Here is a 16,678-nt window from a genome sequence, read left to right on the forward strand (position 1 = left end):
CATAGTCAAGTTTTTTTATTAAAATATTTTTTTTAATACAATTATTTCTCTTAAGTATTTATTCATATATAATATATTTATACATATTTACAAAACTATGTAATTTTATAACAAGGGGATAAATTTATGAGGAATTTAATAAAAAAATTTTCAGCTATTTTTCTAGCTAGTATAATTTGTTTTTTTAGCTTTCAAAATTCAAGTTATACTTTTGCCGCAGAGAATTCTATACTTGCTAAAGGATATGTTCATGTTACATCTGCACCTGACAAATTAAATGTTAGATCCAAGCCTTCCACATCTTCCAAAATAATAGGAACTATAGATCACGGAAAATCAGTAAACATAATAGACAGTGTTGCAAAAATCACTAAAATCTATGACAAAGATAGTAAATCTTATACTAATGTTGTAACAGACCCATGGTATAAAATATCTTACTCTAATGGTTATGGATACGTTTCTGCTGATCATAATTATGTTAAGTTATCAAATGAAGACAAGCCTTATCAACCTAGTAATAGTACTGCCATAAAAGGAATAGATGTAAGTTATCATCAAGGAGATATTGACTGGAAAAAAGTAAAAAATTCTGGTGTTAAATTTGCTATTATTCGTGCTGGAAGCGGGACTAAAAAAGACATTAAGTTTAAATCAAATATAGAAGGTGCTTTAAATGCCGGAATAGAAGTTGGTATTTATTGGTTTTCCAATGCTTATACAGTTAATAGTGTAAAAGATGAAGCTCAAAAATGCATGGAAGTAATTTCACCTTACAAAAATGAATTATCTTTTCCTGTTTTCTTTGACTATGAAGAATATACTATAAAATCCGCACAAGATAATAAAGTTAATCTTAGTCTTAGTTCAGTATCTAATATTTGTGAAACATTTTTGTCTAAATTAAAATCAAATGGATACAAATGTGGTATATATACAAACAAAACCGTATCAAAATTTTATCTTAGTGATAATCTAAGAAATTCTTACGATTTTTGGATAGCTCAATATAGTGATAAATGCAATTATTGGGGTAAATATATCATGTGGCAATATAGTCAAAGCGGAAAAGTCGATGGTATAAGTGGTAATGTAGACTTAAACTACTACTATAAAAGTAATCCTATAAACATTTCAAAAACTACTATAGATTCTATTTCAAATCAAAAATATACAGGCAGTAAAATATCACCCAATATAAGCATAAAGTACAATAATAAAGCCTTAGTAAAAAACAAAGATTATACTGCATCATTTGGAGATAATACATCTATAGGAACTGCAACTGCCACTATAAAATGTAAGGGTAATTACACAGGAACAAAAAAAATCACCTTTAAAATTGTTCCTAAAACTGTAACCAACACTAAAATTTCAAACACTACTTCTTCAAGTATAAAATTAAGTTGGTCAAAAGTTTCAAATGCAGATGGATATAGAATTTATAGATCTACTAGTAAAAATGGTACCTACACTAAAATAAAAGATATTACTAAAAATTCTACTTTAAGTTATACTGACTCAAGTTTATCTAGTAATAAGAAATATTATTATAAAATAAAATCATTTAAAACTTCAAAGAAAGAAAAATACTATGGCTACTATTCAAACATAGCAAACGGAGAAACAAATTTATCTACACCTTCAGTAAAATTATCAACTCCAAAAAGTAAAAGTATAAAAGTTTCTTGGAAAAAAATTTCTGGAGCTAAAGGCTATGAGCTTTATAGATCAACTAGTAAAAAAGGAAAGTATTCAAAGATAACTACAAGCAACTTAAGTTATACTAGTAAAAATCTAACTAAAAATAAAACTTATTACTATAAAGTAAGAGCATACAAAATAGTAAATAGCAAGAAAGTTTATAGCTCTTATAGTTCTATAAAATCCATTTCTGCTAAATAATTAAATCATAAAAATAAAGAAGGTATTGCTTATTCAGCAGTACCTTCTTTATTTTTATTTTCTATTTTTTTCATTTTTCTATAATAAGTTATCATAAGTGGTACAGCAGCTGCTATCCAAGCTACAGGATCTGATAAACAAATACCTGTGAATCCTATAAACTTTGGCAGTGTAAATGCCACTATACTTCTTGCCACTAGCTCATAAACGCCTGCCATCATAGGTACAAAAGATTCTCCCATACCTTGAAGTACATTTCTATATACAAATATAAATCCTAGTGGTATAAAGAATACTGCAGAGTAATTAAATACTTGTTGAGCATAGCTAAATATTTCAGGTGTTGGATTTTCCATAAATAAAGTTACAAAATATCTCCCAAGGAATATAAGAACAACACCTGCTATTAAGCTAGTAACTATTGATACTTTATTCATTATCTTCATACCATTTTTAATTCTATCAAACCTACCAGCACCTAAGTTTTGTCCTGCATAAGTTGCTATTGTCACCCCAAATGAAATTGATGGTTGCATAACAAGTTGAAGCACCTTTGATGATGCTGTATATGATGCTATTACTGTTGATCCAAATACATTTATAGCGCTTTGAACTATTATGATTCCGACAGCTGTTACTGAAAATTGTAACCCCATAGGTATACCAATTTTTAAATGCTTTGTATAATAGTGCGACTCAACTTTAAAATCTTCTTTTTTAAGTCTTAATACTTTGAACTTTTTATAGCTATAAATTAAGCATAACACTGCTGAAAATCCTTGTGCAATGTTAGTAGCATGAGCTGCTCCTGATACACCCATTTTAAAATTAATTATAAATACCAAATCTAAAATAACATTAAGAATAGATGAAATCATTAAAAAGTACAGTGGCGTTTTACTATCCCCTAAAGCTCTAAGTATTCCTGCAGCCATATTATAAAGAGCCTGAGTTATTAATCCTGCAAAAATTATTGTTATATAATTATTTGCATTATCAAAAATATTTTCTGGTGTATTCATAATTCTAAGAAGAGGATTTTTTACTATTAAAGCTATTACTGTCATTAAAAGAGTTGAAATTAATGTTAATGTAATATTACTTGCTACAGCTTTTTTTACACCTACTTCATCTTTTGCACCGAATTTTTGAGAAACCAATACTCCAAATCCACTAGTTAGACCTAGTATCATACCATTTACCAAAAAGAACATAGATCCAGTAGAACCAACTGCTGCCAGTGCATCTACTCCTACAAATCTTCCAACTATAATTGTATCAACCATGCTATACAATTGTTGAAACACATTTCCAATTAATAAAGGTATGGAAAAAAATATGAAAATTTTCAAAGGACTTCCCTGAGTCATATCGTTAGTCATCTATTTACTTCTCCTATCTTTATTTGTTTTCTATACTGTTACAAGAGATTCTATGCATCTATTGTTACATCATAATATATTCGAAACTAATAATTATTTATAAATTAAACAATCTATAATTTCTTCTTAAATAAAAAAGCAAGCATTACTTTAGTAATGTCTGCATTATTTTTTTCAATCTTATAAATGATATCAGATAAGAAATTGTAGGTCAATAAGTATATCTTAAGCTTTTTTATGAAATCATTTTCAGTTTAAAATAAAAAAGATGTACTAAAATTAATACACCTTTTTCTGGTGGACCATCTCAGGCTTGAACTCGGGACAATCCGATTAAAAGTCAGGTGCTCCACCGACTGAGCTAATAAATCAGAAGTTTTTAATACTTCTCTAATATTAATTTTCCCTCATTATTTTCTATTATTCATTCAATTCTATGTATTAGATTTGTAGCTATGTATAAAATATCACTTTTTGACTCATTTAAAACTATTGATTTCTATTTATGATATAATAAATAATTATAATAAAAAATAAAAGGTGGTAATTTATGACTGAGAAAAGAAAAAAAGGAATTCTAGCAAGCTTTTTAGCAGGAGCAATAGCTCTTGTAGGATGTTCTCAAGGAGAAATAAATGATGAAGTTAGAACTCCTCCAAAAGAACTTCCTATAGCAACTATAGTTATCAAAAACTATGGAACTATCGAAGCTGAACTTTATCCTCATATAGCTCCAAATACAGTAAATAACTTTATCTCATTAGCTAATAGTGGTTTTTATGATGGCCTTACTTTCCATAGAGTAATAAAAGACTTCATGATACAAGGTGGAGATCCTAATGGTAATGGTTCAGGTGGTCCTGGATATAGTATTAAAGGTGAATTTACTAAAAATAAATTTAAAAATGATTTAAAACATACAGAAGGTGTTTTATCTATGGCAAGAAGCCAAAATAAAAATAGTGGAGGTAGTCAATTTTTTATTATGACTAAAGATTCTCCTCACTTAGATGGACAATATGCTGCCTTTGGTAAAGTTGTAAAGGGTATTGATATAGTACATGAAATTGAAAATACAAAAACAGGAAATAATGACAAGCCTGAAAAAGATATAATTATAGAATCTATAAAAGTTGATACTAAGGGTATAAAATACGATAACCCTGAAAAAATATAATATTTACTTTGTTTAAATTTAAACAAAAAGAAGACGGAATTTCAGGGGTGAAATTACCGTCTTTCTTTAATTATGGGGTATGTTATATTTAAATATTTGTATAATGGGGATTATACAATACTTAAATATAGGGTTTGGTGTATTTAAACATGGGGTTGTTTAAATACGGGGTTTTACTACCAAGCCTAAAATAAAAAAACTACCATATCAAGGGTAGTTGCCATTCCATTCTAATATCATAAACCTTTATAAAAATAGCTTACGTTTATGATAACAAAGAACTTTTTATTCTTCGGCAACTGGCTGGCATAGTGTGATTAACCTTAGCCCCTATAGCTTTGCGTCTCTAGATTTCTCTAGATTTGCCAATATTTAGCTATTACACTATAAATTATATACACTTTACATCATATATGCTAGCGTTTATTTATATTTTTTTGTTTTATTTTATTTTTATTTTAAATCAACTTTCATATATGATTAAATCCATACTTTAGATAGTTTTTTGTCTTAATATCTTTTCAAAAGCTATTCTTTCAGACTTATCTTTTAAATAAATTACACCACAATACTCAAATTTATTTTTACTTAAGAATTTTTGCATTGATTTATTATGTCTGTGAGTATCAATTCTAATATTATTTATATTATTTTCTAAGCAAATTTTCTCTATATGTTTAAATAATTCACCAGCTACTCTATTACCTTTTATATTGCTAGAAACTGCAACTCTATGTACAACAGCATAATCTTCATTACTAATCCACTTTCCATCATATATAATGTTATAATCCTGTTCTCCAGCGAAAGATAAATAAGCTGTTGCAATTATTTTATTATCTTTCAATAAGACATATGATTCGCCATTTTCAATATCATTAATTATACTTTCTTCATTTGGATATCCGTCTTGCCATTGATCAATATTATTTTCTTTAAAATAGTTTTGAGCTTCTTCAATAATATTTATAATTTCCTTTATATCTGATTTTTTTGACTTTCTGAATTCCATAGATTCACCTCCATATTTTTTATTTACATTTATTATATACTTTTCTTTTTTTCATACTTTTTGTAAATAAAAAATAGTATTCCACTTGTAATAAAGGTTACTATAAATACAGCGGCTGCCATAGTGTAATTCTTTAACCCAAGACAACACCCTCCAATAGTTGAAGAAACAACAGATGGTATCCTCGCCACTCCTGAAACCAATAAAAATGGTACAAGTTTAATAGGTGTAATTCCTGCCACATATGAAATAACATCTTTAGGTGTTCCTGGAATTAAAAATATAAAAAAAGTAGTCATATATAATTTTTTATTGTTTTTTAAAAAATTCATTTCTTTAATTTTTTCTGTTGATACGAAAATTTCCACAAAATCCATTCCAAATTTTTTTGCAAACAAAAATACTACTGTTTGTCCTAGTAAGGTTCCAATCAAACATAGAACTGCACCCCAAAGCCATCCAAATGCATATCCTGCTGCAATCTCAAAAGGTTCTCCTGGTATGATTGCCACAATAATTTGAAAAGCCGAAATTCCTATCATAATAAATTTTCCCCATATTCCAGTACTACTTATCCATGATCTAAATTCCTTTGGTTTTTTTGCAAGGGAAACTATTTTTTTTCCTAATGTAAATCCTAGAGCAGCAATAATTAATAAAAATATTATTCCTCCAACTAATAGTATCTTCTGCTTCTTATCTAACTTTTTTATAATAATTTCCCTCCTTACTTAAAATTTTTTATATTTTCAACTGTACTTATATTAACCAAATAGACTCAATACATTCTTACTTCTATAGACTTCTTTTCTCAAAATCTTTAATTCTATTTTTGTTATAAATTTCATATTTACACAGAACAATAGTTCGAATATAATTAAATCATATTAAACATTAGTTCTATAAAAGGAAAGGTGGTTTTTTTGAGTAAGAGACTTATTTTCCATATCGATGTAAACAGTGCCTATTTATCTTGGACAGCTGCTTATTTACTAGATAAAGGATATAAATTAGACATCCGTAATATTCCTAGTGTAATAGGTGGTAACGAAGAAACACGTCATGGCATTGTATTAGCCAAAAGTGGTCCTGCTAAGAATTATGAAATTCAAACAGGTGAAACTTTATTTTCTGCTAGAATTAAGTGTAAAAATCTAATTGTAGTTCCTCCCCGTTATGATTTATTTAAAAGATGTTCTGATTTCATGGTAGAACTTCTTAATGAATATACGCCTAATATACAAAGATTTAGCTGTGATGAATGTTTTTTGGATTTTACAGGCATGGAAAATTTATATAAAAATCCCCTAGATTTAGCTTATGAAATAAAAGATAGAATTGAAAAAGAACTAGGTTTTTCAGTTAACATAGGCATATCAAGTAACAAATTATTATCAAAAATAGCATCCGACTTTAATAAGCCAAATAAAGTACATACTCTTTTTCCTGATGAAATAGAGGAAAAAATGTGGCCTTTAGATGTGGGGGAACTATTTGGAGTAGGAAGAAAAACTCTAAAAAAACTTAATAGCTATGGTATAAAAACTATAGGTGACTTAGCAAATTTTGATGTCAATGTTTTAAAATATAAACTCAACTCATATGGCGAGCAAATTTGGAGATATGCCAATGGCATTGAAAATTCAGAAGTTAGAAAAAGTAATTATATAGGTATGAAAGGTATGGGCAATAGTACAACTACTCATTTTGATATTACCACTAAAAATGAAGCTTCTATGGTTATTTCTTCTCTTTGTGAAACAATTGGTATGAGACTTAGAAAAAATAATAGTTGTTTCAACGTAGTATCTATCCATTATAAAACTGATTCTTTCTTTTCTAGAAGAAAACAGAAAAAACTAAGTTACTCTACTGATAGCACTCAAGACATAAAAAAAGAGGCTATAAAACTCTTTGATGAACTATGGGAAGAAGAGCCTATCCGCCAAATAGGCGTACATGTGACAGGGCTGTTTAATAATAATGAGGTTCAACTATCTTTACTTGAAGAAGGAAACAATGAAAAAAAGAAAAACTTAGACAAAGCTATTGATAACATTAGAAATAAATACGGCAAATATTCAATATCAACAGCTCAGTTTATAGATGCCCCCATCCCACCACTATGTGGTGGAATAAACGAAGATGACTATCCCATGATGAATAACTTAATATAATAATTGGAAGGTGATGATTAAATGAAGCTTGTATCTAAAGAAATAGATATAATCACTGTATTTGATAAGAATGGTAAAATACAACCTATTAAATTTAAATTTGAAGATAAAGATTCTACTAAAGTTATAAAAATAGATAAGGTTATAGATTTTGTAGATTGCAAATTTGCTGGTGATTCATTTATAGTTTATAAATGCCAATCTTGTATAAACAATATTATAAAACCTTTTGAACTAAAATTTGAAAGAAGAACTTGCAAATGGTATTTATACAAAATTTAAATAATAAAAATAACATCTACAAAATTTAATTTTGTAGATGTTATTTTTATTATTTAGCTATATTAATTTATAACAATAAAGAAAATTATTCAACCTGAACTTACGCTGCTATTCCTTCTTTTCCTTCACTACAGTATTTATCTACATCAAAGTCTTTTTCGCTATTTGCAACAATTAGTGTACACACATTATCCCCCATAACATTAACTGTCGTTCTAAACATATCTACTATTCTTTCTACTCCCATGATTAATCCAATTCCTTCTAACGGTAAGTTAACAGAAGTAAGAACCATAGATAGCATTATCATTCCAACACCTGGAACTCCAGCAGTACCTATTGACGCTAATGTAGCTGTTAAAACTATTGTCATCATTTGATTCATTTCTAAATTTATACCATATATTTGAGCTATAAACAAAGCCGCCACACCTTGCATTATGGCAGTCCCGTCCATATTTATAGTTGCTCCCATAGGTATTGTGAATGATCTTGTTGTCTTTCCTACGCCTAAGTTTTCTAATATTTCCATACTAGCTGGAACTGAAGCATTACTTGATGACGTTGAGAAAGTAATAGCTGCAACTTTAGTAAACTTCTTTAAAAATGGTTTGATTTTTTGTCTTGTAAATATCTTAAATAATCCACCATAAACAACAGTAACATGAATAGCTAAGCCTAGTAGTACAACTGCTAAGTATTTAATTAAAACTAATATAGCATCTTTACCTACAGTTGAGAAAGTTTCTGCAACTAGGGCAAATACACCTATTGGAGCTGCCATCATTATTATTCCAACCATTTTCATACATATATCATTGGCACTTTCAAACACTTTTCTTACTGGCTCTGCTTTTTCCCCTACCATGCTCATTGCTACTCCCGTAAGCAATGCGAAAAATATTATTTGTAGCATATCACCATTTACAAAGGATGCAATTGGATTTGATGGTATTATACCAAGTATAATATCTACAAGTGATTTTGACTCTCCTATCGCTACCTCTCCAGTAACTACAGAACTCATATCCAGGCCTGTACCTGGTTTTAATACACTCCCTAAAAATAAAGCTATAATTATTGCTACAGCAGTAGTTGATAAGTAAAATGCCATAGTTTTAGTTCCTATTCTTCCTAATTGTTTAACATCTCCCATAGATGATGCTCCACATACTAATGAAACAAATACTAATGGAACAACCATCATTTTAATTGCAGATGTAAATCCAGTGCCTAGTACCTTAAATAATCCACCTATAATTACTGTATCCTTAATATAACTTCCTGGTAATGATTTCAATATTAATCCAAATATAAAACCTAAAAATAATCCTAATAAAATTTTGCTTGTTAATGTTACTTTTTTCTTCATTGTTAAATCTCCCTTATTTCTTTTTTCGTCGTTACTATTTTATTATACATCATTTCCTATATTTTTGTTTATTTTTTTAAGTTTATATCTGTTTTTGTATTATTTTTATTTATTTTTTAAAGTATTTCAAGTTAAGCCTTTATTTTTTTTACCCTTATTTAATTTCACAGGTGATTATTAATGTATTTGTTAAAAAATTCATTAATTTTCAAGGTTTGGCGAACTTTAAATGCATTTCAATACACTAATGTTCTTTTTTAATATACACAGTTATATAATTATAAGATCTTTTATATTTTTTAAATAAAATACACCTAAGATATATATCATTAGGTGTATTCTGTTAAATATAAATTTAATCATATTATATTCTATATATTTTCGTATTACAGTACTGCATAAGTGGTACCTCTAATTCTTTATCCAATTGGCTCATAATCATAGTAATATCGTAATAATTTTCATCTTTTTGATAAATGGCATAGGTTGATTTTATATGTCCTTGTATGGAGTCTGTTATTACCTCAGAAGGAGAACATACTTGACAATTTTTATTATTCATTTGACTATCTACAGGAATTAACTCTTCAACTTGCAGAGGATGTAATTTTCCTCCTGGATTAAAAAGCTTATCGTAATCTTCTTCACTGTATCCTACTATATACGATGTTTCTGAATTAGTATTGCTATCTTTTTTTATTATTTTTTCACTACCATCTTCAAAAACTTCTTTTGTTGTATATGTTCCAGAAAAATCACCTCTAACAGTTACTATTGAGCCTTTTTTCTCACTATAATTTACTTCCATAGTTGTATTAGAAGAGAAGGTAATTATATCATTATTGTCTCGCTTTACTTCCTGACCTGTAACTCCGTACTCAATTTTTAATTTTTTAGCATTGTTAACTAACTTTATTAGTTGTTGTAATACACTACTTTCATACATTTAATCACCTCCATTTATTCATTTTTAATAAATATCATTTAAGTATATTATAATTTCATATAAATTATTACTAACTACATTAATACATATTAACAAATCAATATCTTCAATCATATAAATAAAAAAGGAGGTGCGTAAAATGACTAACCTAGTGCCGGACATAAATTTAAAGACTGTCATAAACCAATACTTTTCTAGGGAAGAAAACACGGAAATAACTAAATCAGACTTGGAAAGTGTAAAAGGTTATATATATTCAGATATATCCTCCCTAGGCAAATATATCTGTAGTATAGAAGGTCTTCAGTATGCAATCAATATGACAGAGTTGCTTATTGAAAATAATTTATTAACTAGTATGGAACAACTTATTAACTTACAAAATTTAAATACCTTATTTTTAAATAACAATTTGATTACAGTTGTGCCAGATTTGTCTAATATGACTAATTTGACGTCTTTACTACTTAACGGTAATGAGATTAAGGATATTTCACCTATTTCTAGTGGAAAAAATCTTAGATTTATTAAAATTAATGAAAATAGAGTTTCTGACTTATCTTCATTATCTACTTTAGAAAATCTTAAAGAATTACGTGCCATAAATCAAGATATAGAAATCAAGGATGTTATAGAATCATCTGATTTCTATACATTAGATATTAGTTTTTTAAAAGACATTAATGGGCAAACGCCAAAAAACATATCTCCTACTCACTTAGGTGAATATAATATCGATAGTAAAGAGATAATTTGGGATACATCATTAGTTTCTTTTGAAAGTCCTAGTTTTACATTTGAAAGTGATGATGGCTATTTTTCTGGTATTGTTACAGTAGATTTAATTGACGTGGATCAAACTGTTATTATAGAAGACAAAAATTTACAAAAAGAAATAATGGATACTTTAGATAAAAAAAATAATATTATAACTTTAAAAGATATGCTAAAACTTCGATATTTAGATTTAAGCAATAAAAATATCAAATCTTTAAAAGGTTTAGAACATGCAAATAATTTATATACATTAATCTTAGATAATACTTATATTACTGATTTACAGCATATTCCTTCATCTGTTAATTATGTATCTTCTAAGGACCTAAAAAACGAAGTAAATATTCCAGATGATAGATTAAAATCACTTATAAATATTGTTCTAGGTAAAAACGATAAATGCATTCTTACTTTTAATGATATAAAAAATTTAACCGTTTTAGATGAATTTGCTAACCATATTAACTCTTTAGAAGGATTGCAATATGCTGAAAACTTAAAGATTTTAAGTCTTCTAAATAATAAGATTTCTGATATAAATCCTCTATGCGCTTTAACTAATCTAACTTATTTGGACCTTAGTAATAATAATTTAAAAGATTTATCACCTTTATCTTCTTTTTATAAGAATATATCTTATGTTTATGCTAATAATCAAAAAATTACAATTGAAAAAAGTACAGCTCCACAAAACAATATTTTTAATTTATCTTTAGATTTTGTAAGAGATATTGATGGAAGTATTATTAAAAATATAACTCCTTACCAAGGAGGAATATATAATAATGAACAGAACTCTATAACTTGGAATTTAGATTGTATCCCGTGTGACCTTAGCTTTGATTTTGCTGGTATACATGATATCTTTTCTGGGACTGTTTATGTAAAAGTTAAAATAATCGAATAAGTAAACATAAATTTTTTAATAAAAAAGCCAGCACTTGTACTGGCTTTTTTATTAAATTTCTTTATTTTTTCTTTTTCTTACAAAAACAAATCCACCAATAACTATAACTGTTATTCCTCCAATTATCATTATAATATTAGAAAAGTTTGGAACATTAAACTTAACATGAATGCTATCCAGCGTGTTCAAAGTATAGTCCCAGCTATAAGTCGTTCTTCCATCCTTCTCTTCAATTGTACTTGTTGCATTAGATTCTGATAGTTTGAATGGTGTTGTCATATGTAAATTCATACTAGCCGAATTTCCTATAAAGCTAAGCATTGACAAATCTTCTTCTGTCATTTCTCCAAGAAGAGCTTCTTTAATGTTTAAAGTAACATCATAAGTATTATAAATTAAACTTTTCTCTTCCGATATATTTATAAATTTATTATCTTTTATATCTTTATTTCCACTTGCCATTAAGTCTTTTATATTACCTAAATCTTTTTTCAGCAAATACCCTGACTGATTAGCTTCATTTATTTTTTCAATAGAATCTGCCTTATACTCTTCTTTTACTTTTTGTAAATCCTCTTCTGTCATATTTTCAGCCATATAATTATTAATTAATAATTTCATAGCCATAGTCATATTCCCTTTTTTATCTATATCCAATGTTAGGTCTGTATTTACACATCCTACCAATAAGATACTAAAACATACTAATAATACTGCTAATAATTTTTTCATTTTTACCCGCCTTTAATTAAATATTTCATATAATATTATATCTCCTATGGTAATAAATGACTAGTTAATCTTTTTTCTATCATATATAAATCTTATTTAACTTATTGTTAAATAAGATTTATATATGTCAAATACAATCGAATTATGTTGCACTATTTTTTTCAATATGTTACTCTATATGAAGTAAAATATTTTTTATACATAAGATGTATACAATATAACTTTGGAGGTAAAACATGAAAAATATATGCGTTATAGGCAGCTTAAATATGGATTTAGTTGTTAATGTTGACACAATGCCAAAGCCTGGACAAACTCTTTTAGGAGGCAATTTTAAAGAAATACCAGGAGGTAAAGGCGCAAACCAAGCCGTTGCAATGGCTAGATTAGAAGGAAATGTTTCTATGATAGGCAAAGTTGGTAATGACAGTTTTGGTAAAACATTAATAGAAGCCCTAAATAATGATAATGTTAATACAAATCATGTTCATATAGCTAATTGTTCTACTGGTGTGGCATTTATAACTGTAGATAAAAATGCTCAAAACGCTATAGTTGTAGCCCCAGGAGCAAATTTTCAATTAACTAAAGATGATATCGATAAAAATATAGATTGCATAAAAAACAGTGATATAGTAGTTATCCAGTTAGAAACTCCTTTAGAAACTGTGAAGTATGCTCTACAAGTTGCAAAAGATTTAAATAAATACACAATACTTAATCCTGCTCCTGCAGTGAAACTAGATGATGAAATAATAAAAAATGTGGATTTATTAACTCCTAATGAAACTGAATTGGAAATTATCGCTGAAATAAAAATAGAAAATGAAGATGATATAAACAAAGCAGCTAACAAAATAGTAGAAAAAGGTGTAAAAGAATTAATAATTACCCTTGGATCTAAAGGTAGCTTATATATAAATGAAGAAAAATCATTTTTCAAACCTGCTTACAAAGTTAAAGCAGTTGATACTACTGCTGCTGGAGATTCTTTCACAGGAGCTTTGGCAGTTGCCCTATCAAACAACAAAACTATGGAAGAAGCCATGGATTTTGCTTCTAAAGTAGGTGCTTTATCTGTTATAAAAAAAGGAGCTCAAAGCTCCCTACCAACATTAAAAGATGTTGAAAACTTTGGGAGGTAATTATGAAAAAAACAAAAATGATAAATAGTGAATTATCTTATGTGATAAGCCAAATGGGGCATACTGATTCTTTAACAATTGGAGATTGTGGTTTACCAATTCCATCTGAAACTAAAAGAATAGATTTAGCTTTAACTCATGATATTCCTACTTTTATTCAAACTTTAGATGTAATACTTGGGGAATTATGTGTTGAAGAAGCAATAATAGCTTCTGAGATAAAAGAAAAAAATCCAGAAGTTTATGAAGCAATAAAGAAAAGAGTTTCTAACTTACAAGAAGTAAGCCATGAAGAATTTAAAGTTTTAACAGAAGACAGCAAGGCAGTAGTAAGAACTGGTGAATGTAGTCCTTACGCTAACATAATTTTAAAATCAGGAGTAGTATTTTAATGAAAACACCAATTTTAAAAATGACAAATATAGTTAAAGAATTCCCTGGTGTTAAAGCCCTTGATGGAGTTAATATTGAACTTTACGAAGGTAGGGTTATGGCTCTTATGGGTGAAAATGGGGCTGGGAAATCAACACTTATGAAAATACTAAGTGGTGTATATAAAAAAGACGGCGGTGAAATCTTCTATAAAGGTAAAAAAGAAGATATAAAAGGGCCAAAAGATGCCACTGATAAAGGTATCGCCATAATACACCAAGAATTAAACTTAGTTAATGACTTAAGCATAGGTGAAAATATCTTTTTAGGAAGAGAGCCTAAAAAAGGATTTAGAATCGATTTTAATAAACTACATGCTGATAGCCAAGTTTTATTAAAAAGATTAAATATAAATAAAGACTCTAGAGAGCTTGTTGAAAACTTAAGTATAGGTGAAAAGCAAATGATAGAAATTGCTAAAGCCCTTTCTCTAGATGCAAAAATAATAATAATGGATGAGCCAACGGATGCTTTAACAGATAACGAAACTGATTCTTTATTCAAAGTTATAAATGAATTAAAATCTGATAATAAAGCTATCGTTTATATATCTCATAGATTAAAAGAAATCTTTGAACTTTGTGATTACATAACCGTTCTTAGAGACGGTAAATTTGTTGGTCAAGAAGAAATATGTAACCTTGATGAAGATAAAATGATAGAAATGATGGTTGGTAGAAAGCTAACTGATCAATTCCCTCATTTACAAGTTGAAAAAGGCGAAACAATTTTAAAATTAGAAAATGTATCTAATAAATTTGTAAAAAATATTTATTTTGAAGTTAAAGCTGGAGAAATACTTGGCATATCAGGACTTATGGGTGCTGGTAGAAGTGAACTTGCTAAAACTATATACGGCCACCTTCCTTTAGAAAAAGGTCGTCTTATAAAAAAAGGAAAAGTGCTAAATCTTAAATCATCTCAGGATGGTGTAAAAAATAGAATTGCTTATGTAAGTGAAGATAGAAAAGGTGATGGACTTATTTTAGGTTTATCAATAAAAGAAAATATGACTTTATCTTCTCTTGAAAGAATTTCAAAATCTTTTGTAGTTGATAAAAGTAAAGAAAAAGAAAGAGTTAATAGTTACATAGATAGAATAAGAATTAAAACTCCTAACATGGACCAATTAATTAAGAACTTATCTGGTGGTAACCAACAAAAAGTTGCTATAGCAAAGGCTCTTATGACACATCCTGATGTGTTAATCTTAGATGAACCAACCCGTGGAGTTGATGTTGGTGCAAAAAAAGAAATTTACGATTTAATAAATGAATTTAAATCACAGGGAAAAGCAATAATTATAATTTCTTCTGAAATGCCAGAAATTCTAGGTCTATCTGATAGAATTCTAGTTTTAAGTAATGGTGAAATAACAGGAGAATTTGATATAAAAGATGCTACGCAAGAAAAAATATTGAAATGTGCAGTAGAAATTAAGGAGGATCACAGGGATGTCATCTCAAGTGAAGCAACAGCATAATAAATTTGATTTAAAAGAAACATTAATAAAATATAAAAGCTTAGTAGGACTACTTTCTCTAATCATAGTAGTTTCAATACTTAGTCCATCATTCTTAAGTACAAAAAATATATTTAATATATTAAGACAAACTTCAGTAAATGGAATAATCGCAGCAGGTATGACTTTTGTTATATTAACTGGTGGAATTGACTTATCAGTAGGTTCTATCCTTGCCATAAGTGGTGCCGTTTGTGCCTCTCTATTAGTTTCAGGCAATAATATATTTATGGCAGTTTTAGCTACTTTAGTAATAGGTGCTTCAGTAGGATTTTTAAATGGTTTTATAATAACTAAAGGTAAATTACAACCATTCATAGCCACTCTTGCTACAATGACTGTTCTTAGAGGTTTAACTTTAGTTTATACAGATGGTAAGCCAATCACTCTTGGAAGTGGTAATTTAGCTTTAAGCTTTGGTCAAATTGGTGGAGGTAAAATCCTTGGTATACCTACCCCTGCTTTCATTATGATAGCAACATTTGCAATATGTGCTTATGTACTTAAAAATACTAAAATGGGTAGATACACTTATGCTTTAGGTTCAAACGAAGAAGCAACAAGACTTTCTGGTTTAAATACAGACAAAATAAAAATAGCAGTCTACACTATAAGTGGTATACTTGCTTCTATTGCAGGTATAATAATAACTTCTAGATTATTTTCTGCTCAACCTACTGCAGGTAATGGATATGAACTTGATGCCATAGCAGCTGTAGTTCTTGGAGGAACTTCTCTTACTGGTGGTAAAGGTAAAATAACTGGAACAATAATTGGCGCATTAATAATCGGTGTTTTAAGTAATGCCTTAAACATATTAGACGTATCATCATATTATCAAATGATGGTTAAAGGTGCTGTTATATTAGTAGCTGTACTTTTAGACAGAAAAGGTAACTAGGAGGTAGTA

15 protein-coding genes and 1 riboswitch are annotated in these 16,678 nt (G+C 28.3%); of the genes, 9 read left to right on the forward strand and 6 right to left on the reverse strand.

The genetic code is table 11. The features are described from left to right. Positions 1-126: 126 nt before the first annotated feature. Positions 127-1,905: a GH25 family lysozyme gene (locus TEGL_RS15250; RefSeq protein WP_018589940.1), complete on the forward strand. Its 1,779-nt coding sequence runs from the start codon at positions 127-129 to the stop codon at positions 1,903-1,905. 29 nt (positions 1,906-1,934) lie between these two features. Here TEGL_RS15250 and TEGL_RS15255 read toward each other — a convergent pair whose 3' ends face one another. Next, positions 1,935-3,287: an MATE family efflux transporter gene (locus tag TEGL_RS15255; protein WP_018589941.1), complete on the reverse strand. Its 1,353-nt coding sequence runs from the start codon at positions 3,285-3,287 to the stop codon at positions 1,935-1,937. Between the two features lie 550 nt (positions 3,288-3,837). On the opposite strand from TEGL_RS15255, the gene TEGL_RS15260 reads away from it, so the two are divergent. Then, positions 3,838-4,464, forward strand: a complete 627-nt coding sequence (locus TEGL_RS15260) for a peptidylprolyl isomerase (RefSeq protein ID WP_018589942.1) — start codon at positions 3,838-3,840, stop codon at positions 4,462-4,464. A 291-nt stretch (positions 4,465-4,755) separates the two neighbouring features. Continuing rightward, positions 4,756-4,841: riboswitch (cyclic di-GMP riboswitch) on the reverse strand. 116 nt (positions 4,842-4,957) lie between these two features. Here TEGL_RS15260 and TEGL_RS15265 read toward each other — a convergent pair. Next, positions 4,958-5,476, reverse strand: coding sequence for a GNAT family N-acetyltransferase (locus TEGL_RS15265; protein WP_018589943.1), 519 nt, complete (start codon positions 5,474-5,476; stop codon positions 4,958-4,960). A 32-nt stretch (positions 5,477-5,508) separates the two neighbouring features. Beyond that, complete coding sequence (locus TEGL_RS15270) at positions 5,509-6,018, reverse strand: TVP38/TMEM64 family protein (protein ID WP_018589944.1); 510 nt, start codon at positions 6,016-6,018, stop codon at positions 5,509-5,511. 372 nt (positions 6,019-6,390) lie between these two features. Between TEGL_RS15270 and TEGL_RS15275 the strand changes: the two genes are divergently transcribed. Beyond that, entirely contained in the window at positions 6,391-7,653 is a 1,263-nt protein-coding gene (locus TEGL_RS15275; RefSeq protein ID WP_416389616.1) for a Y-family DNA polymerase, read from the forward strand. 21 nt (positions 7,654-7,674) lie between these two features. After that, entirely contained in the window at positions 7,675-7,935 is a 261-nt protein-coding gene (locus TEGL_RS15280) for a hypothetical protein (RefSeq protein ID WP_018589946.1), read from the forward strand. A 100-nt stretch (positions 7,936-8,035) separates the two neighbouring features. Here TEGL_RS15280 and TEGL_RS15285 read toward each other — a convergent pair whose 3' ends face one another. Both TEGL_RS15285 and TEGL_RS15290 read right to left on the reverse strand, forming a co-directional pair. After that, entirely contained in the window at positions 8,036-9,307 is a 1,272-nt protein-coding gene (locus TEGL_RS15285) for a dicarboxylate/amino acid:cation symporter (RefSeq protein ID WP_018589947.1), read from the reverse strand. A 364-nt stretch (positions 9,308-9,671) separates the two neighbouring features. Beyond that, entirely contained in the window at positions 9,672-10,253 is a 582-nt protein-coding gene (locus tag TEGL_RS15290) for a hypothetical protein (protein WP_018589948.1), read from the reverse strand. Positions 10,254-10,392: 139 nt separating this feature from the next. Between TEGL_RS15290 and TEGL_RS15295 the strand changes: the two genes are divergently transcribed. Then, positions 10,393-11,937 (forward strand): leucine-rich repeat domain-containing protein, encoded by a 1,545-nt coding sequence (locus TEGL_RS15295; RefSeq protein WP_018589949.1) that lies wholly within the window; start codon positions 10,393-10,395, stop codon positions 11,935-11,937. A 51-nt stretch (positions 11,938-11,988) separates the two neighbouring features. On the opposite strand, the gene TEGL_RS15300 is transcribed toward TEGL_RS15295, so the two are convergent. Continuing rightward, positions 11,989-12,669, reverse strand: a complete 681-nt coding sequence (locus TEGL_RS15300) for an LPXTG cell wall anchor domain-containing protein (RefSeq protein ID WP_018589950.1) — start codon at positions 12,667-12,669, stop codon at positions 11,989-11,991. Positions 12,670-12,905: 236 nt separating this feature from the next. Between TEGL_RS15300 and rbsK the strand changes: the two genes are divergently transcribed. Genes rbsK through rbsC form a run of 4 tightly spaced genes read left to right on the forward strand, consistent with a single transcriptional unit; the run spans position 12,906 to position 16,669 of the window. Further along, complete coding sequence (rbsK, locus tag TEGL_RS15305; RefSeq protein ID WP_018589951.1) at positions 12,906-13,814, forward strand: ribokinase; 909 nt, start codon at positions 12,906-12,908, stop codon at positions 13,812-13,814. A 2-nt stretch (positions 13,815-13,816) separates the two neighbouring features. Continuing rightward, complete coding sequence (rbsD, locus tag TEGL_RS15310) at positions 13,817-14,206, forward strand: D-ribose pyranase (protein ID WP_018589952.1); 390 nt, start codon at positions 13,817-13,819, stop codon at positions 14,204-14,206. After that, positions 14,206-15,729 (forward strand): ribose ABC transporter ATP-binding protein RbsA, encoded by a 1,524-nt coding sequence (rbsA, locus tag TEGL_RS15315; RefSeq protein ID WP_018589953.1) that lies wholly within the window; start codon positions 14,206-14,208, stop codon positions 15,727-15,729. The genes rbsD and rbsA overlap by 1 nt, the downstream gene beginning before the upstream one ends. Next, the gene (gene rbsC / locus TEGL_RS15320) at positions 15,701-16,669 is read left to right on the forward strand and encodes a ribose ABC transporter permease (RefSeq protein ID WP_018589954.1); all 969 of its coding nucleotides are present in this window, start codon (positions 15,701-15,703) and stop codon (positions 16,667-16,669) included. The genes rbsA and rbsC overlap by 29 nt, the downstream gene beginning before the upstream one ends. Positions 16,670-16,678: the final 9 nt, after the last annotated feature.

The sequence above is a fragment of the Terrisporobacter glycolicus ATCC 14880 = DSM 1288 genome (assembly GCF_036812735.1).
In the GTDB taxonomy this organism is placed as follows: Bacteria; Bacillota; Clostridia; order Peptostreptococcales; family Peptostreptococcaceae; genus Terrisporobacter; species Terrisporobacter glycolicus.